The organism is Nitrospirota bacterium, assembly GCA_040755395.1.
GTDB lineage: Bacteria > Nitrospirota > Nitrospiria > Nitrospirales > Nitrospiraceae > DATLZU01.
Window position 1 is genome coordinate 128,693 of the sequence record JBFMAX010000001.1, and the last position, 18,699, is coordinate 147,391.

Genomic DNA, 18,699 nt, shown 5'->3' on the forward strand with positions numbered 1-18,699 from the left:
CATTACCAATCATTATCCTTCCTCTTCGCGTCTTCGTCAACAGGAGATATACGTATAATTGACTACCATTCTCATCTTCGATGAAATCGCGTTTCATTCTCTTTTTGCGTTGCGCCGCCTCGGTAAGCCGGACGATGCAGACCGAAAAGAAAGTTGAAGAGAGAGATGCGGCGGAGAGGCGGCTGGGGGGCTTCTTATCGTTATCCGGCTTCCCGATAGCCGCAATCTTCATTGCGGCACTGGACGGTTCGGCCGGCCTGTTTGCTGACTTTCTCGACGAGGAAGGGCGCTTTGCAGGTCGGACAGGATTTATTCACCGGGCGATCCCACAACGCGAATTCACACTGCGGATAGCGGCTGCAGGAGTAGAACGACCGGCCCTTTCGCGTCCGCTTCTGCACCAGATCGCCGCCGCAACCCGGCGTCGGGCACTTGACTCCCAACGCGATCGGCTTGGTGGTCTTGCAGGCCGGGTAGGCGGAGCAGGCGAGGAACTTCCCGAAGCGGCCGGTCTTGACCACCATCGGACTGCCGCACTTCTCGCAGGTTTCTCCGGTGGTGATCTCTTCTTTCGGCACGACTTTGATGGTGCCGTCGGACAACTTCTCGAAGTTCTGAGTGTTCTTGCAGGGCGGGTCCTCCTTGTACCCGGGACACGCCAGAAACTTTCCGTTCCGGCCCCACTTGATCTCCATCATGCGGCCGCACTTTTCGCACGGGATGTCGGTCGGCGGATGAACGGTGTCCTTGGGGCCCGGAATGTGCCGCGCCTTTTCCATGTCCTTCGTAAAGGGCCCGTAAAAGTCCCTGACCGCGGCGACCCACGGCTTGTCGCCTTCCTCGACCTGATCCAACTCCTGCTCCATTTGCGACGTGAAGTCGACGTTGATGAGGTCGGGGAAGCCTTTGAGGAGAAACTCATTCACCGTTTTGCCCGTTTCCGTAGGGACGAATCGGCCGTCGACCTTTTCCACGTACTTCCGCTCCTGAATGGTGGAAATGATGCTCGCATACGTGGACGGGCGGCCGATGCCTTTCTCTTCCAGCTCGCGAATCAGCAGCGCCTCGTTGTAGCGCGGAGGCGGCTGGGTGAAATGCTGCTTCGGCGTAATCCCCGGCACGCTCTGCCCGTCTTGAGCGACCAGACGGAGGCGCTCCCCCTCGCTCAGAACCGGAAGTTGACGCTCGGCCTCATCCTCGGCGTCGGACGCGGCCTTCTGATTCCCGTTGAGGGCGTCCGCGTCCTTGCCTTCCATGTAGACGGCCGTATGGCCCGGAAATTTGACGACCGTCCCGGTCGCCCGAAAGATGTAGCGATCTCTTGTGCCGATCGGCGCGCAATCCACCCGTGTGACATCGAGTACGGCCGGCACCATCTGCGACGCGACGAACCGATTCCAGATGAGCTTGTACAAGTTGTAGAGATCGGGCTCCAGGTACGACCGGACGGATTCCGGATCGCGCGCGACCGAGGTCGGCCTGATCGCTTCGTGCGCCTCCTGCGCGGCCTTCTGGGTTTTGTAGACGTTGGGCGTCGCCGGCAGAAACTCCTCGCCGAACCGTTCCCGGATCAGGCGCCTGGCTTCTTCCATCGCTTCGTTGGAGATCCGGGTCGAGTCCGTCCGCATATAGGTGATCAATCCGGTCGGCCCTTCGTCGCCGATGTCCACGCCCTCGTACAGTTGTTGAGCCAGGGTCATGGTTTTCTTCGGCGTGAAGTGCAGCTTGCGGGCCGCTTCCTGCTGGAGCCGGCTGGTGATGAACGGTGCGACGGGATTGCGCCGCTTCTCCTTTCGCTCGATGGATCGGACGACGAACTCTTTCCCCTGCACGTCCTCCACGATCCGCCGGGCGTGTTCACCGGACGGGATGGAAGCTTCCTGCTCGTTGATGCTGTGCAGCTTGGCCTCGAACGGAGGAGGTTGGCTGCCGGCCAGCGTGGCCGTGATGGACCAATACTCCTCGGGACGGAACGCTTCCCGCTCCTTTTCCCGGTCGCAGATCAATTTCACCGCGACCGATTGGACCCGCCCCATGCTCAAGCCGCGGCGGACTTTCTTCCACAGCAACTGGCTGCCCTGATAGCCGACGATTCGATCCAGGACGCGCCGCGCTTGCTGCGCATGCACCAATTTCATGTCGATCTGCCCCGGCGACTGCAACGCGCGTTTGATGGCCGATTCCGTGATCTCATTGAAGAGGACCCGGTAGATTTTCCCGTTTTTCTTCTTCCCCTTGCCGTTGATTTCCTGGGCGATATGCCAGGCGATCGCCTCGCCTTCGCGGTCAGGGTCCGGCGCGAGAAACACCTTGTCGGCCTCCTGCGCTTTCTTCTTGATCTCAGCGAGCACTTTGGCTTTGCCCTTGATCGTGACGTACTGAGGCTCGAAATCACGTTCGACGTCGACGCCGAGTTTGCTGGTCGGAAGGTCTTTGACATGGCCGACGGAAGCCATGACGGTGTACCCGCGACCCAAGTACTTCGTGATCGTCCGGGCCTTCGCCGGCGACTCAACAATGATCAATGATTTCGCCATCTACGCTCCCGCTCCTTAAAAAACGGTCATTCCGCGATCGTCTCCAACTATATCAGATCGTGACGGCATGCTCATCTCTCGACCGGTTCAATTATAACCGAAGGTAGGAATGCCCGGGCAGTTGGCGGACGCGCTGCTTCAGCTCCAACGCCAGAAGGAGCGCGGCGACCTCCGAAGGGGAGAGACCGGTTTTCACGACCACGTCATCTAAGTGCCGCGGCTCATAGGAGAGCGCATCATAAACCTTCGCCTCGTCTCCGCTCAAGCGGGACGATGGTTCGCGCGCCTCGGACGCCCGCGCGTTCACGCGCCGCTTGAAGGCGTCATCGACCTGCGGCAGGAGCTCGTCGATCACGTCCTGCGCGCATTCGACCAGTTTGGCGCCTTGCTTGATCAGTCCGTTCGGCCCGCGGCTATTTTCCGCCTTCGCGAACCCGGGCACGGCGAACACCTCGCGGCCCTGATCGGCGGCCAACCTCGCCGTGATGAGCGATCCGCTCTCGATCGCCGCTTCCGCAACCACGACCCCCAAACACAACCCGCTGATGATCCGGTTGCGCCGGGGAAAGTGGTAGCTGTGCGGCGGCGAACCCGGCGGCAATTCGGACAGCACGGCGCCGTGGGCTTCGATCTGTTCGCGCAGCGTGTCGTGTTCGGGCGGATAGGTGCGGTCCACGCCGCACCCCAGTACCGCCACCGTCCGTCCGCCGGCGGCCAACGCACCCCGATGCGCAGCCGCATCGATCCCTCGCGCAAGCCCGCTGACGATCGTAAAGCCGGACGCCGCCAGGTCCCGGCTCAACTCCTCCGCCAAGACCCGCCCGGCGTGACTCGCGCGCCGCGCTCCGACGATCGCCACCGCATACTGGTCGGACGGCTCCAGTCGTCCGGCGACATACAGCACCGGCGGCGGATCCGGAATCATCCTGAGACGAACCGGATATGCCTCATCGAGGCACGTGACCACGGACAGCTTCAGGCGAACGATCGCGTCCAACTCCCGGTCGATGCGTTCGCGGGCTTGCGCGTCGGGTCCCCGTTGAATGGCCTGCGCCAAGGCGGGACTGCACCCCGCTCCGGTCAATTCACCGGCCGACGCCGTCAAGACCGCTCGGGGCGAACCGAAGGTCTGCACGAGCCGGAACAGCGCCGCCTCGCCCAGCCCGTTGACGGCCCGCAACGTGAGCCAGGCTTGCAACGCTTGCCGTTCGCGCGCGTCGTGTCGCTCCCGCGCCTTTGTCATCGCGTCACCGGATTCAGGTGTGCAGCAGAGGGACGGACTGGCCCTGTCGGACAGATCAGAGCACGACGATATCGTATTGCTCCAGGTGCAGCTTCTCGTCGGGCATCACGATGATCTTGGCCGAGAAGTGGCGTTCCAGTTCTTCGATGCCCTGCCGCTCCTCGTCCTGGAGCAGTTCCGCCACCGCGGGATGCGCGCCGACCACGACTTTCTGCCCATCGCCCAGGCTGCCGATCCGCCGGATCTCGCGGAAGATCTCGTAGGCGACGGTCATGGGCGATTTCGTATACCCCCGCCCCTCGCAGTACCGACAGGGCTCTGACATCGCCCGCAGAAGATCTTCTCGAACCCGTTCGCGCGACAGCTCGATGAGTCCCAGGTCCGAGATGCGGGAGATGCGCGTGCGCGCCTTGTCCGAAGCCATGGCGTCGACCAGGGCCTGGTAGACCTTCTCCCGGTTTTTCTCCCGCTCCATATCAATGAAGTCGATGATGATGATTCCGCCGATGCCCCGCAGCTTGATCTGGTACGCGATCTCCTTGACGGCTTCCAAATTGTTTCGGAGGATGGTTTCTTCCTGATCGCGTTTGCCGACGAAGCGTCCCGTGTTGACATCGATGACCGTCATGGCTTCCGTATGGTCGATGACGATATACCCGCCGGACTTGAGCCACACCTTCCGACTGAGCGCGCGGGCGATCTCCTGTTCGATGGCCAGGTAGTCGAACAGTCGCTCTTCCTTGTCGTAGTAGTGGATCCGCGAAACCTGCTCCGGCGAGAATCGCTGCACGAAATCCCGGATGGCGTCATATTCCTCCTTCGAATCGATGAGCAGCCGTTCGACTTTCTTCCCGAAGAGATCGCGCACCACCCTGAAGCTCAGGCTGAGGTCCGAGTGCAGCAAAGAAGGAGCCGGCTGTTGGTCCCGCTTCTTCAGGATGTCCTGCCACAGAACGTGCAAAAATTCGACGTCCGAGCGCAGGTCGTCTTCTTTCACCCCCTCGCTCACGGTCCGGACGATGTACCCGTAGCCGGGCCGCCGGAGCCGCTTCATGATCTCCTTCAGCCTCGCCCGCTCCTCGTCGCGGGGAATCCGCCGCGACACCCCGATGTGGTCGACGTTCGGCATGAACACGAGATACCGACCCGGCAGGGACACGTAGGTGGTGACGCGCGGGCCCTTGGTGCCGATGGGGCCTTTGGAGATTTGGACCATCAGCTCCTGCCCCTCGCTCAGCAACTGTTCGATCGGCTTCAAGGTCTGGCGACGGGGCCGAGGCAGTTCCGCCCCCCTGTCGTCGTCCTCGCTGTCCATCAGGGTGTCGCCGGGCTCCGTATCGGTCGACAGGTCCGAGACATGCATGAAGGCCGCTTTTTCCAACCCGATGTCGACGAACGCCGCTTGCATGCCCGGCAAGACCTTGGCGACGCGTCCCTTGTAGATGTTGCCGACAAAATCCTTGTCCTTGGCCCGATCGGTGTACAGATCGGTGACCAGCCCGTTATCGAGCACCGCCACGCGCGTTTCTTCGCGCGCGACGCTGATCGCGATCTCTTGTCCCATACGAACTCCTTCAATAAAACAACGTTAACCGACGACGCTTGATATTCAATAGAAGACCAAGGGCCGCCATCGTCGTTATTGTGACGCTTCCCCCGTAACTCATCAAGGGCAGGGGGATGCCGACGATCGGGAACATCCCGGCGGTCATGCCGATGTTGACGACGACGCAAAAGCACAGCATCGCGATGACGCCGGCGGCCAGCAGCGCGCCGAGGACGTCCTTGGCGCGCGAGGCGATCTCCAGCGAGAGCCAGATCAGCCCGACGAAGAGGGCCAGCAACAGCAGGACGCCGAGAAATCCCCATTCCTCCGCAAACACGGCGAACACGAAGTCCGTATGCCCCTCCGGCAGGAACTTGAGCTGGCTTTGCGTGCCTCCATACAGCCCCTTGCCCAGCAACTCCCCCGATCCGATCGCGATGCGGGACTGGAGCCCGTGATAGCCCTTGCCGCCCGGATCGTACTCCGGGTCGACGAAGGCCATGATCCGGTGTCGCTGATACTCATGCAGCGAGCCCCACAACAGTTCCCAGGCGAAGGGGAAGAGCATGAGCGAAAACAACAGAATGATCCCGATCGCCTGCGACCGCATCCCGACCATCAGCAGCATCGCGGCGTAGACCGCCAGAAAACTCAGTCCGCTGCCCAAATCCGGCTGTTTCAAAATCAACAACAAGCCCGGAAGCATGATCAGTCCGGGCAGAACCACGCGTTGCAGCCATCCGATGCGCGGCGCGCTCGAATAGTAATGCGCGAGCACCAGGATCAGCACCAACTTGGCGAACTCGGAGGGCTGAAACGCAAAGGGGCCGATCGGAATCCATCGCTGCGCGCCCCGGCTGGTCTTGCCTATGACCAACACGACGGCCAGCAGCACCAGGATGATCGCGTAGAGGGGGTACGCCAGCCGTGCGATCTTGTGATAGTCCACCGTCAGCATCGCGACGAACGCCGCGCTGCCGAGCGCGATCCACATGAGTTGCTTCAGATAGAACGGCGTCCCGCCCTGCTGGGCGTGGGTCACGCTGTAAATCGACAGAACGCCCAGGAACAAAATAGCCAGGACGAGCCCGATAAAACGCCAGTCGAAGCTGTCGAACCCGCGGTTGTCGATCACGCGGTCGATCATCGCGTCTCCCTTGGCGCCGAAGCGGTCGGCACACCGGGCCCCTGCGCCACAACCGGGGCCTTTGGCGGCAATTTCACGAGCGCCTCGATGATTTCTTTGGCCAACGGCGCAGCCGCCGACCCTCCGTGCCCCATATGCTCCACCAAGACGGCGACCGCGATGCGCGGCTTCTCGACCGGCGCGTAGGCCACGAACCAGGCGTGGTCGCGGAATTTCTTGGGAATATCCTTCTCCGGTCCCGTCCTGAGCGCGGCGGTCTGCGCGGTCCCGGTTTTGCCGGCGATGCTGATGAGCACGGACTTGGCGCGGGTCGCGGTCCCTTCCCGCACGACCCCGGCCAGCCCTTCCTGAATCAGCTTCAGCGTTTGCGGTTTCACCTCCACCTTGCCACGCGCGACGGCCGGCAACTCCTGCAGGCGTCCGGTGGCGCGGTCCATGATCGCCTGGACGAGCCGCGGCCGGTAAGCCACGCCGTTGTTGGCGATCGTTCCGATCACGCTGGCCATCTGGAGCGGCGTGACCGTGACATAGCCCTGGCCGATGGAGGCCGAGATGGTTTCTCCCGGCAGCCACGGCTCTCCTTTCACTTTTTCCTTCCAACTGGTGGACGGGACGATCCCCACACGTTCGGACGGCAACTCGATGCCGGTGGGCTGTCCCAACCCAAATTGCTTGGCGTAGTCGGCGATGGTGTCGATGCCCATCCGCTGTCCGACCGTGTAGAAATACACGTCGCAGGAATGGACCAACGCCTGTTCCAGGTCGATGAAGCCGTGTCCCCCGGCTTTCCAGTCGCGATAGAGGCGCCTTCCGAACTGATAGCCGCCGGTGCATCGCACGGTGGTCGAGGGACTGACCGTCTTGGTCTCCAGCGCCGCCGCCGCCATGATCACCTTGAAGGTCGACCCGGGCGGATACTGGCCTTGCGTAGCCCGGTTGTTGAGCGGGTGCCCTTCGTCCTGGACGATCTCCACCCATTGTTTGGGAGTCAACTCCCGCGACAGGACATTCGGATCGAAGGCCGGCCGGCTCGCCATGGCCAAGACGTCGCCGTTGGTCGGATCCAACGCCACGATGGCGCCGGCTTCTTCTCCCAGCAGGTCTTCGGCCAGCCTCTGCAACCGGACATCGATCGTGAGATACAGATCGTCGCCGGCCTCCGGCTTCTCCACGACGTCGCTGCGCTTCTCATGGCCCAGGGCATCGACTTCGACGCTCTTCTGCCCCGCTTTTCCTCTGAGGAAACGATCGAACGTCTTTTCAACGCCGTACTGCCCGATCATGCTTCCCTGGTGCAGTTCCTCGAATTCGGACCGCTCCAACTGTTCGGCCGAGACCTCGCCCACGTATCCGAGGAGATGCGCAGCGACCGCGCCGCCCGGATAGTTGCGCTGCGATTCGACCTGAATCATGACGCCCGGCAGATCGAGACGATGCGCTTCGATGACGGCCGCCTCGCGCAGGCTCAGGCGGTCCTTGATCTTGCGGGGAAGCAATTTCCCGCCCTTCGTCGCCAGTTTCCGGCGCACCATATCCGGATCGAGCCCGAGGAGCGAGGTGAGCTGCTGAATCAGCGCCTCGCGATCTTTCACATCCTCCAGCGTCACATAGAGCGTGAAACTCGGCACATTGTTCGCCAGCAGCACGCCGTTCCGGTCGTAGATCTGCCCGCGCACCGGCTCCAGAATCACCGAGCGGGTCCGGTTGTTTTCCGACAGGTCGCGATAATAGGATCCCTCGCGGATCTGCAAATGCCAGAGCCGAAAGGCCAGCAAGGCCACCACCAGCAGCAAGCCGATCCGTAAAACGGTCAGCCGACGCTGAAGCTCGCCCAGCTCGACATCTTGAAATCCGACGGACGCCATGCTCTCGTTTCGGGGTTACTCGGCCAGCACCCACCGGTCTCGAACCCGCTCTTCCAGCACCCAATACACTCCCGCGCCGAGCAGCGCATCGAAGACGGCCTGCGGAACAAGGACGGAGCGAACCGCCAGTCCCACACCGGCCCAGCCGCCGGTCTGCGCCAGAAGCAGAAAGAGCACACCCGAGCAGCAGGAGATGATAAAAAGACCGGCCAGCATCACGACGGTCGTGACATGCGCGACCTGACGCCCGGCCAATCCGGCCAGCAGACCGATTGCGCTTTTTGTCGCCAGGTTGAACCACCAGTCCCCGGCGGAGAGCAGATCCTGCGCGAACCCCAACAACAGACCCGCCAGGAACCCTTCCAGCTCTCCGCGAAAGAACCCGATTAAACAGACCGAGACGAGCACCAGGTCTGGCCGAACCCCGCCCGGGCCGAGGTAATGCAGAATCGTCGCCTGCATCGGCACAAGCGCCAGCAGAAACGCTCCGTACAGCGCCGCTTTCATGGTGTTCCCTTTGCGGCGGGCCGAGACGGCAGCAGGCCTTCCGCGCTCGCATCGTTGTCGCCGTACGGTGCCATGATGACCAAGACTTCCTCCAGCTTCGAGACATCCACCTCGGGAAGAATCTCGGCGGACTGGAAGAGCGCCCCTTCCTCTTTTTCAATGCTCGTGACGGCGCCGATCATGAGGCCGCGCGGAAAGCCCCCCGTCAACCCCGACGTCACGACGCGATCCCCGGCCCGCACGGTCGAGAGCAACGGAATGTACTTCAGTCTGGCGCCGCCTTCGGCGGTGCCTTCCACAATGCCTTCGTCCCTGGTGCGCTGAATAAGGCCGGGGATGGCGTTGTTCGGATCGGTGATGAGCAGCACGACCGAGGAGGAGTTCGTCGTCTTGACCACCCGCCCCACCACTCCGGCCGGCGTGATCACCCCCATCTCCGGCCTGACGCCGTCGGCCTCCCCCTTGTTCAGCAACACCGCGCGATACCAGTTGGTCGCATCGCGGCCGATTACCTGGGCGGCCAGCGTATGCGGCGCGCCCTTCCGTTTGAATTCCAGCAACGCAGCCAGGCGCTGCGTCGCAGCCGCGGCTTCCCGAAGCTGACTGTTCTGCCCCCTCAACTCCTCGATCTCTTTCCGCAGCGCCTCGTTCTCCTCGCGCACATGCTGCAACGCCACGTAGCCGTCCCACAGTTCGGTAAGGCCCCGATCCACCGCCGAAAAAGCCGCAAGCGGCACGCCGAGCACCTGCCCGACCGGTCCGCCGAGGTATTGCAACAGCATGTGAATCTGGCCGGGGAGCAAAAAAAGAATGGAGAGCAGGAGGGCGAACAGAACGATGGCCAGCCGTCTCGTGCCGTATGTCGAACGAAAAATGGCCATCCACATCAGGGATGGAACCTTACCGGAGGCTGCTGCACTGCGACATGACGGACACCTTGCGAAGGAGATCGAGCTCGTCGAGGATCTTTCCCACGCCCAGCACCACGGACGTCAACGGATCATCCACGGTGATGATGGGCAAATTGGTTTCCTCCCGGAACCGCGTGTCCATCCCCTTCAGCAGAGACCCTCCTCCGGTCAACACAATGCCGCGATCGATGATGTCACCGGCCAGCTCCGGAGGCGTATTCTCCAGCGCGACTTTGATGGCATTGACGATCGTCCCGATAGGTTCCTGCAAGGCTTCCCTGATCTCGGCGTCGTCCACCACGAGCGTGCGGGGGATGCCGGAAATCAGATCGCGCCCCTTGATCATCATCGTCTTGCGCTCCTCGAACGGATAGGCCGATCCGATTTCCACTTTGATGCGCTCGGCCATATGCTCCCCGATGAGGAGGTTGTACTTCTTCTTGATGTAATTCATGATCGCTTCGTCCATGCGGTCGCCGGCCACTTTCACGGACTCGCTGTACACGATGCCGCCCAGCGAGATCACGGCGATATCGGTTGTCCCGCCGCCGACGTCCACGACCATGTTGCCCGACGGTTCGGTGATGGGCAGACCGGCTCCAATGGCGGCGGCGACCGGCTCCTCGATCAAATAGACTTCCCGCGCGCCGGCCAGTTCGGCGGAATCCCTCACGGCCCGCTGCTCCACCTGAGTGATGCGGGACGGCACGCCGATGATGATCCGCGGCCTGACGAAGGCGCTCCGGTTGTGGGCCTTGCGGATGAAATACTTGAGCATCTGTTCGGCCATCTCGAAGTCGGCAATCACGCCTTCCTTCATGGGTCGGATGGCGGTGATGTTGCCGGGGGTGCGCCCGAGCATTTTTTTCGCTTCGGCCCCGACTGCGAGGACCTTTTCACTCTTCTTCTCCACGGCGACGACGGAGGGCTCGTTCAGTACAATCCCCTTCCCATGCACGTAAACCAGGGTCGTCGCAGTGCCCAGGTCGATCGCGAGATCGTTCGAGAACCAGCCGAAGACATCGCCAGAGAGTCCCACAGTTTGTCTCCCTTCCTCTCAATCCTGTGCGTTCCGCACGGTTACGCCGCCGTTCCGTTCATTCGGGCAGATCCAGCCGACCGGCGTCCAGCACCTGGGTATGGGCCACTTCGTCTCCGAGGCGAAGTCCCCGGTCGTTGCCGATCACGAGCAGCGCTTCGAAGGACACAACGGCGAGCGAACCCACCCATCCCACATAGGGGATCTGAAACAGCAATAGAGCCGCGGCGAAGGGCAGGTTGCGGATAATGGATTCCTTGAAGCCGGCCGCTTCACGCGTGTGCGGGACAATCGTTTCGAGACCGATCAACCGCTTGCCGACACTACGACCGCCGGCGAACCCATCGGCAACCAAGGCATAGGCGAGCCCAGCGAGGAAACCGACCGGAGGAACGACCTTGTCCGCAGCGGCGACGATGAGAAGATCGATCAGCTTCGCAATGAACCGGTTGAGGACGTGCGCCTTGGGATAGACACCGACATTCGACGGACTGACCCCGGCGACTTCCTCCGCCAACTGACCTCCTCGCAATTAGTGGACAAGTATAACAAATTGGGTCATGCAGCACAAACAAACAGACGATCCACACGCATGCCCACCGACGGACGACGGAGGCGGTCCATAGGCAAGTCGCGGCCGAATCGCATGTCCTCGCGCGGCCTCCGCGCTCCCGTCGCTTGCCTTTGCGCGTGACGGCTGAGTAGAATCCGCGCAGAGTCAACGAGGAGACCGGATATGATCAAATTGATGCGAGACGCCGCCCACAATTATCCCTGGTTGCTGAAATCGATCATGGGCATCCTGGCGGTCGCATTCATCATCACGATGGGCTGGTGGGGATTCGGCGAGTCGCAGGGCAATATCGTCGCCTCGGTCGGCGATCTGACGATCACCCGCGACGAGTACCGGCGCGCCTATGAAAACACCTATCGCTTCTACAAGGACAAAGTGCAGGGCGACTTCAAAGAAGAGACGCTCAAGCAGTTCGTGCTGGAGCAATTGATCGAAAACCGGCTCTGGTTGGTCGCGGCGAACGAAATGGGGCTGGCCGTGACCCCCGAGGATTTACGGGAGGACATTCTGCAGCGTCCGGAGTTTCAGCGGAACGGCGTGTTCGATCCGGACCTCTACCGCCGGCTCCTGGCCGCGAACCGCTTGACGCCGTCGATTTTCGAAGCGGCGCAGACGAAAGAGATTCTCGGCGAGAAAGCCAGAATGATCATCAGGGACGCGGTCGCCCTGACGCCCGCGGAGATCTCGGAAGCCCAAGCCCTCGTCGCGCGGCAAACGGCTGCGGACGCGGGCAAGAATCCAACAGCCACCCAGCGTATTTACCAGGACTTTTTGTTTCAGAAACAGCAGCGCGCGCTGATGGCCTATGCCGAAGCGCTCAAGACCCGGGTTCCGATCAAGATTCACAAAGAACTGCTCTAACAGCAGGTAGCAAGGAGCGAGCAGCTTACAGCTACCAGCTATTCGCTATCAGCTATCCGCTCAGAGTATCAGCATCGCATCTCCGTAGCTATACAACCGATACCGTTCATTGATCGCCTCCTGATAGGCGGCCCGCATGCGTTCGTGTCCGCCGAAGGCGGACACCAGCATGAGCAGGGTCGTCCGAGGAAGATGAAAGTTGGTCATCAGGACGTCGACGGCTCGGAAGCGATAGCCGGGGACGATATACAACTCGGTTTCGCCTCGAAAGGGCCGGATGTTCCCGTTCGGATCGGTGGCCGATTCCAACGCGCGCACGACGGTGGTCCCCACCGCCACCACTCGACCGCCGGCCGCTTTCATCCGGCGAACCAATTCCGCCGTTTCTACCGACACCTCGATCCATTCGGCGCCCATGCGATGTTCCTCAATACGGTCGACGGTCACGGGTTTGAACGTGGCCGGCCCGACATGCAAGGTGACGCACGCGAGCGTCACGCCGCGATCGCGAAGAGACGCGAGCAGCCGCTCGGTAAAATGCAGCCCGGCGGTCGGCGCGGCAATGGCGCCCTCCTCACGAGCGAACACGGTCTGATACCAAGCCCGGTCCGCGTCCGTCGGCGCGCGCTTGATATAGGGGGGGAGAGGCATGCACCCGATCTCCCGCATGACTTCCTGAAACGGCTGGGGTGATTCGACGCGCACGGTCGTTCGAGACTCGCTGCGATCCACGACGACTGCGCGGGCCTGTGAGGCCAACTCGATCGCATCCCCCGGCCGAAATCTCCCCTTCAGCAGGACCTCCCAGATGCCTCCTCCCAGCTCCTTGACGAACAGCACGTCCACCCGTCTGCCGCCCGGTTGCTTGCGGCCGCTCAGACGCGCCGCCATCACTTTGGTATCGTTGACGACGACGAGGTCTCCGGACCTCAGCAAGGAAGGCAGATCCAGGACCCGTCGATGGAAGAAACGACCGGCCCCTCGGTCCACAATCAGGAGGCGAGCCTGGTCGCGAGGTTCGACGGGTTTCGACGCGATGAGACTCGAATCGAAGGGGAAGTCGAATTCGGAAAGCAACATCACGGGCCGGGAACGGATGGCGGCCTCACCAACGAAGCGGACTGGAGTTCAGTCCCCGGATAGTAATAGCCCAGGATCGTCGCAAAGGAATAGCCGAGCTCGGCCAGTTCCTTCGCGCCCCATTGGCACAGCCCGACGGCATGGCCTGCCCCATACCCGGACACGACCACGTCCGGGCCTATAACGTCCAGATCGAACTGCGTGCTGGGAATCGCCGCGTACCCGATGACGCGGCGCAGGTCCTCGCCGCGCAGATACAGTTCTCCCCCGGAGTGCAGGACCCGGAGTTTCGTCACCCGACCGGCCCGGCTGTAGGAGGCGGGCGCCAGCGTCACGATCGTGCCGACCGCAATCCCCTGTTGCCGGAGATTCCGCTCCAGGGTTTCCAGCTTGAACGAGGCCCGCCACCGATAGTAGGGCGAGTTGACGTCGAACGGACACTCCACGCCTTTTAAATAAGGCAAATCCTTCGACCAGACGTTGAGCGCATCCTCGGTGAGTCCCGCGGCGGTGGAGGAAAAAGCCGCATAGATCGGCGCCTGCTGATACGTCACGACGAGCCCGCGCGTCTCTTCGACCGCCTGCTCGATCCGGCCATCGATGCCGTGCCGTCCCCGATACACCTGATCCTGGGTGCCGGCGACCAGATCATAATCACGGCCGGCGCTCACCATCCGTTGGTAGAGCGCGTACGTGCGCGCAGCGACCGCCTGCGCCTTCAGCACCTCCGGATGCCAGGCCGCGTTGACTTCCGAAGGAACGACTCCTTTGACATATTCTTCCAGATCCAGCTCGTTGACGATCATGAGCCCTTTGCCCCGGCGCAACACGGACACCTGCCCGGCGACCTCCAGCGTCGTCGTCATGTCCGATCCAGGTGGGACGCCGTTCGCGTTGACCGACAGTCCGCTCGAGGGCCCCGCGGCGATCACGAGGGCAAGGTGCCCGCTCGACGCCCGGACAACGAGCCCATCGGCGGGCGTTTTCTCTCCGTTCAGCGCGATCGAGCCGCCGACCGCCGTGAACGAAATCGGCGGCCGCACCGCTCGTTGTTCTCCGTTCGAGAGCAGGAGGGTCAGGCGGTCGCCGGCCCGCAGGTCAATCCGCTGGGCGTCCTGCGAGAGCAGCACGCGGACGGAGTCCGCCGCGGCAGCCGGCACGCCGCACGGCGGTCCCGCCCACTGCCAGGCGCACAATCCCGCCAACATCGCTGTCACGAGTTTCATCGCCTGAACAGCCACGAGAGGAGAGTCAAGAGCAGACTCAAAACGACGCTGAGGAGAATGCTGGTCGCAATCGGAAAGTAGAAACTGAAGCGGTCGCGCCTGATCGCGATATCGCCGGGCAGCTTACCGAACCAACCGAACGTTTCGCCTAAACCGGGCAGCTTGTCCAACAGGGTGAGCAACAGGCCGATGAGCGCGATGCCCAGCCCCAGCGCGATCAAGAGCTTGCCTATCGGACTCCAGTCGGGCATGGCTTATTATTGTATCAGACATTCGGCGATCTGGACCGCGTTCAGCGCGGCGCCCTTTCTCAGATTATCGGCCACCACCCAGAGGTTCAGGCCGTTGGGGATCGATTCGTCCTCGCGGATCCGGCCGACGTAGACCTCGTCCTTGCCGGCCACATCCAGCGGCATAGGGTAAATCTTCCGCTGCGGATCGTCGTACAGTTGCACGCCCGGCGCGGTGGACAGAATCGCCCGCGCTTCGTTGGCGGTCAGCTTCCGCTCCGTCTCGATGTTGACGGCCTCCGAATGTCCGACATAGACCGGCACGCGCACGGTCGTCGCCGTCACCCGGATCGACGGATCACCCATGATCTTCCGCGTCTCGTTCAGCAGCTTCACCTCTTCCTTCGTGTACCCGGAAGGAAGGAACTCGTCGATGTGCGGCAGGCAGTTGAACGCGATCTGATAGGGATAGACCTTGGGACGCGCTTCCTTGAAGCTGAGCAGGTCTCGCGTTTCCTCTATCAGTTCGTCCATCGCCTCCTTCCCCGTGCCGGACACGGATTGGAAGGTGGTGACCACGATCCGTCTGATCCGCGCGCAGTCGTGGAGCGGCTTCAGGGCGACGACCATTTGGATCGTCGAGCAGTTCGGATTGGCAATGATGCCCTTGTGACCGAACACATCGGACCGATTGACTTCCGGGACCACCAAAGGCACGTCCGGCTCCATCCGCCAGGCCGCGCTGTTATCGATCACCACCGCGCCGGCTTGTGCGGCGAGCGGGGCGAACTCCCGGCTCACGTCACTCCCGGCCGAGAACAGCGCGATGTCGACGCCTTCGAAGGAGTCCTTGCTCAGCACGTTGACGGGAATCTCTTCGCCGCGGAACGACACGGTTCCGCCGGCCGACCGGGCTGAGGCCAGGGGCAAGAGACTCTCGACCGGAAACTTGCGCGCTTCCAGCACCTCGATCATCTCGGCCCCGACCGCGCCGGTCGCCCCGACCACGGCCACGCGATACGCTGCTTTCTTCGTCAGCATCCTCTCCGCTCCTCTGGCCCGTTATGCGTCACATGTCACGCCTGTTTTGCCACAACCGCACGAATCCGGTGGTTGAACGTGTCCGCGACGAAGATCGTCCCCCAGCCGTCGACAGCGACCCCAAAGGGATAATTCAGGCAGGCCTCCTCAGCCGGCCCCCCGTCTCCTGAAAAGCGGGCGACTCCCGTGCCGGCGATTCGCGTCACGATGCTTCTCCCCCGATCCCATCTTCGGATCAGGTGGCTGTCGGAATCGGTCACCAGAATGTTACCCTGTCGATCGACGGCAATGCCATAGGGACGGGACAGGCTCATCGAAGGCGCGTCCGTCTCACCCTGATATCGATACTGGCCGCCGTCGCCGAGGACGGTGCCGATCAGACCCGTGACCGGGTCGATCTTTCGAATCCGCCCGTTAAAGGTATCGGCGACATAGAGTTCCTCTTCCGGACCCAAGGCCAGCCCGCTCGGACCCGCCAAGCAGGCGTGAATCCCCCTTTCCCCGTCTCCGTCGTAGGCGGCAGTTCCCGTGCCTGCGATGGTTCGAATGATTCCCGTTTCCAGATCGACGACGCGGACCCGATGGTTGCTTTGGTCGGCGATGTACAAGCGCCCTTTGCGGTCCACGACCACGGCGGAGGGTTCGTTCAACGCCGCGGCGACGGCAGGCCCGCCGTCGCCGGAGAACCGAGGTTGTCCCGTGCCGGCGACGGTGGTGATCACCCCGGTCATCCCATCCACACGGCGAATCCGGTGATTCATCGTGTCCGCGATGTAGAGATTGCCTTGCCCATCCACCGCGACGGCCGAAGGGAAATTCAAGAGCGCCTCGGTCGCCGGGCCGCCGTCGCCCGCGAATCGCCCCTTGCCGGACGCGACGCCGGTGACAAACCGCACTGTCCCGCTGAGATCCGCCAGTTGCGCGAACCGCTCGGGATCGGATCGATCCGGAGTCCCCAAGGGATCGTCGTCGGCTGCGGACGGATGCGCCGGAGAGAGACTTCGTCGATCACCCGCGGTGGAAGTCGGTCCCTCCCGCCTTCCCGCAACGGTCGTGATGATGCCGGTGGCGAGATCCACTTTCCGGATGATGTGGTTCTCCGAATCGGCGATATACACATGCCCGCGCCCGTCCACCGCGACGCTCTTGGGCTCGTTGAGGCACGCCGCCGTCGCCTGCGTCCCGTCTCCGAAGTAGTCAGGTTCGCCCGTGCCGGCGATCGTGTGAATCGTTCCCGGTTTCGCTGAAACCAACACGACCCTATCCTCGAACGCTACACGAGATTGCGCGCAATCGCGTCCCCCATTTCAGCCGTTCCCACGATCCTGGCCCCCGGACCGGCGATGTCCTTGGTCCGATAGCCCAGATCCAGCGTCTTGACGATGGCCTGCTCGATCGCTTCCGCTTCCTTGTCCAGATTGAACGTGTAGGAGAGCATCATCGCCGCCGACGCGATGGTCGCGATGGGATTGGCGATGTTCTTCCCGGCGATATCCGGCGCGCTGCCGTGAATGGGCTCATAGAGGCCGGCATGGGCGCCGAGGCTGGCCGACGGAAGCATGCCGATGGAGCCGGTCAGCATGGCCGCCTCGTCGCTCAGGATATCGCCGAACATGTTGTTGCAGAGCAGCACGTCGAACTGCTTCGGGTTCCGGATCAACTGCATGGCGCAGTTGTCGACGTACATGTGCGTCAGCTCCACATCCGGATAGGCTTGGTGAACCTCCGTGACCACGCGCCGCCACAACTCGGACGACTCCAATACGTTCGCCTTGTCCACCGACGTGACCTTCTTACGCCGTTTGCGCGCCGCGGCGAACGCGATCCTGGCGATGCGTGCGATCTCTTCCGTCGTATAGACCTCGGTGTTGACGCCCCGCTCGCCGCCGGGAATTTTTTCGATGCCTTTCGGTTTGCCGAAATAAATCCCTCCGGTCAACTCCCGAACAACGAGCAGGTCGATGCCCTCGATGACCTCCCGCTTCAGCGTCGACGCGTCGGCCAGCATCGGATAGAGTTTTGCCGGACGCAGATTGGCGAACAGGCCGAGCTGCTCCCGCAGCCCCAACAGCGCTCGTTCCGGACGGAGACTGTACTCGAGCCCTTCCCACTTGGGACCGCCCACCGCCCCGAGCAGCACGGCATCGCTGTGCTTCGCCAATGCCAGGCTCTCTTGCGGCAGCGGGACGCCGACTTTGTCGATCGCCTGCCCGCCGATGTCCCCGGCGACGAATTCGAACGTATGTCCGTACCGTTCCGCGACGGCTTTGAGCACTTTGACCGCTTCGGGCACGATCTCCCGGCCGACGCCGTCGCCGGCCAACACCGCAATCCTCGCTCTCAACGATTCCTCCTCTTTTTGAGCCCCTTCCTCATCGCCGCGTGCCCCTTCGCCTCTCGCCCAGCTATTATTCCAGCACTTCCTCGTCCTGCGGACGCCAGGCCGGGTCCACGAGACACAGGAACTCGATGGGCACGGCGCCGTCATTCTGCAGCGACTGTTTGCCCCCGGGCGGCACGTACACGACCGACCCGGGCTCCACCGGCACCGATCGGTCGCCGACCGTGAAGACGCCCCGGCCGGCGAGAAAGTAATACACCTCCGACGACGCCAGCCGGTGCCACTTCGACCGTTTGCCCGGCTCCAGTTTGCCGTGCGCCAGGCTGTACCGGAGGGCCAGCGGCGTCTTGGCCGGATGCAGCAGTTCCCGCAGCCAGGTCTGATCACCGGCCAGAAACTCCGGGCATTCGTTCAGGCTCGTCTTCAGCACGCGCGCCCTCGTTGGCCCATCCCCGTCGCAGTCCTCATGAGCGCAAGGCGCTCCCCGTGCGATTGGCTCCTCGCCTTCGATGGTAGTGAATGTGCGGCTGATGGCTGTTCGCTGCAGGCTA

The 18,699-nt window shown here is 62.6% G+C and carries 17 protein-coding genes; 1 reads left to right on the plus strand and 16 read right to left on the minus strand.

The features are described 5' to 3' along the window. Nucleotides 1–200: 200 nt before the first annotated feature. The 9 genes from topA to AB1555_00710 all read right to left on the minus strand — a co-directional run bounded on the left by topA (nucleotide 201) and on the right by AB1555_00710 (nucleotide 11,312). Nucleotides 201–2,537 (minus strand): type I DNA topoisomerase, encoded by a 2,337-nt coding sequence (gene topA / locus AB1555_00670; GenBank protein MEW6245207.1) that lies wholly within the window; start codon nucleotides 2,535–2,537, stop codon nucleotides 201–203. Nucleotides 2,538–2,628: 91 nt separating this feature from the next. After that, nucleotides 2,629–3,780, minus strand: a complete 1,152-nt coding sequence (gene dprA, locus AB1555_00675; GenBank protein MEW6245208.1) for a DNA-processing protein DprA — start codon at nucleotides 3,778–3,780, stop codon at nucleotides 2,629–2,631. Between the two features lie 55 nt (nucleotides 3,781–3,835). Further along, nucleotides 3,836–5,344 carry an Rne/Rng family ribonuclease gene (locus AB1555_00680; GenBank protein ID MEW6245209.1) on the minus strand — a complete coding sequence of 503 codons (1,509 nt, stop codon included), beginning with the start codon at nucleotides 5,342–5,344 and terminating at the stop codon, nucleotides 3,836–3,838. Nucleotides 5,345–5,354: 10 nt separating this feature from the next. Further along, nucleotides 5,355–6,473, minus strand: a complete 1,119-nt coding sequence (rodA, locus tag AB1555_00685; GenBank protein ID MEW6245210.1) for a rod shape-determining protein RodA — start codon at nucleotides 6,471–6,473, stop codon at nucleotides 5,355–5,357. Next, nucleotides 6,470–8,338, minus strand: a complete 1,869-nt coding sequence (mrdA, locus tag AB1555_00690) for a penicillin-binding protein 2 (GenBank protein MEW6245211.1) — start codon at nucleotides 8,336–8,338, stop codon at nucleotides 6,470–6,472. The genes rodA and mrdA overlap by 4 nt, the downstream gene beginning before the upstream one ends. Before the next feature lie 15 nt (nucleotides 8,339–8,353). Next, nucleotides 8,354–8,845 (minus strand): hypothetical protein, encoded by a 492-nt coding sequence (locus tag AB1555_00695; GenBank protein ID MEW6245212.1) that lies wholly within the window; start codon nucleotides 8,843–8,845, stop codon nucleotides 8,354–8,356. Then, the gene (gene mreC, locus AB1555_00700) at nucleotides 8,842–9,732 is read right to left on the minus strand and encodes a rod shape-determining protein MreC (GenBank protein MEW6245213.1); all 891 of its coding nucleotides are present in this window, start codon (nucleotides 9,730–9,732) and stop codon (nucleotides 8,842–8,844) included. Before mreC ends, AB1555_00695 begins: the two co-directional genes overlap by 4 nt. A 13-nt stretch (nucleotides 9,733–9,745) precedes the next feature. Further along, nucleotides 9,746–10,795: a rod shape-determining protein gene (locus tag AB1555_00705; protein MEW6245214.1), complete on the minus strand. Its 1,050-nt coding sequence runs from the start codon at nucleotides 10,793–10,795 to the stop codon at nucleotides 9,746–9,748. A 58-nt stretch (nucleotides 10,796–10,853) separates the two neighbouring features. Then, entirely contained in the window at nucleotides 10,854–11,312 is a 459-nt protein-coding gene (locus tag AB1555_00710) for an RDD family protein (protein MEW6245215.1), read from the minus strand. 219 nt (nucleotides 11,313–11,531) lie between these two features. Between AB1555_00710 and AB1555_00715 the strand changes: the two genes are divergently transcribed. Continuing rightward, nucleotides 11,532–12,230 carry a SurA N-terminal domain-containing protein gene (locus AB1555_00715; protein MEW6245216.1) on the plus strand — a complete coding sequence of 233 codons (699 nt, stop codon included), beginning with the start codon at nucleotides 11,532–11,534 and terminating at the stop codon, nucleotides 12,228–12,230. Between the two features lie 60 nt (nucleotides 12,231–12,290). On the opposite strand, the gene queA is transcribed toward AB1555_00715, so the two are convergent. The 7 genes from queA to AB1555_00750 form a co-directional block, all read right to left on the minus strand. Next, nucleotides 12,291–13,310, minus strand: coding sequence for a tRNA preQ1(34) S-adenosylmethionine ribosyltransferase-isomerase QueA (gene queA, locus AB1555_00720; protein ID MEW6245217.1), 1,020 nt, complete (start codon nucleotides 13,308–13,310; stop codon nucleotides 12,291–12,293). After that, nucleotides 13,310–14,536 carry a SpoIID/LytB domain-containing protein gene (locus AB1555_00725; protein ID MEW6245218.1) on the minus strand — a complete coding sequence of 409 codons (1,227 nt, stop codon included), beginning with the start codon at nucleotides 14,534–14,536 and terminating at the stop codon, nucleotides 13,310–13,312. Before AB1555_00725 ends, queA begins: the two co-directional genes overlap by 1 nt. Beyond that, nucleotides 14,533–14,787, minus strand: a complete 255-nt coding sequence (locus AB1555_00730; protein MEW6245219.1) for a DUF2905 domain-containing protein — start codon at nucleotides 14,785–14,787, stop codon at nucleotides 14,533–14,535. The genes AB1555_00725 and AB1555_00730 overlap by 4 nt, the downstream gene beginning before the upstream one ends. Before the next feature lie 6 nt (nucleotides 14,788–14,793). Next, nucleotides 14,794–15,807, minus strand: a complete 1,014-nt coding sequence (locus tag AB1555_00735; GenBank protein MEW6245220.1) for an aspartate-semialdehyde dehydrogenase — start codon at nucleotides 15,805–15,807, stop codon at nucleotides 14,794–14,796. A gap of 35 nt (nucleotides 15,808–15,842) precedes the next feature. After that, nucleotides 15,843–17,063 (minus strand): NHL repeat-containing protein, encoded by a 1,221-nt coding sequence (locus AB1555_00740; GenBank protein ID MEW6245221.1) that lies wholly within the window; start codon nucleotides 17,061–17,063, stop codon nucleotides 15,843–15,845. 17 nt (nucleotides 17,064–17,080) lie between these two features. Then, nucleotides 17,081–18,151 carry a 3-isopropylmalate dehydrogenase gene (leuB, locus tag AB1555_00745; protein MEW6245222.1) on the minus strand — a complete coding sequence of 357 codons (1,071 nt, stop codon included), beginning with the start codon at nucleotides 18,149–18,151 and terminating at the stop codon, nucleotides 17,081–17,083. A 64-nt stretch (nucleotides 18,152–18,215) separates the two neighbouring features. Next, on the minus strand, nucleotides 18,216–18,578 hold the full coding sequence (locus tag AB1555_00750) for a cupin domain-containing protein (GenBank protein MEW6245223.1): 363 nt from the start codon (nucleotides 18,576–18,578) through the stop codon (nucleotides 18,216–18,218). Nucleotides 18,579–18,699 lie beyond the last annotated feature (121 nt).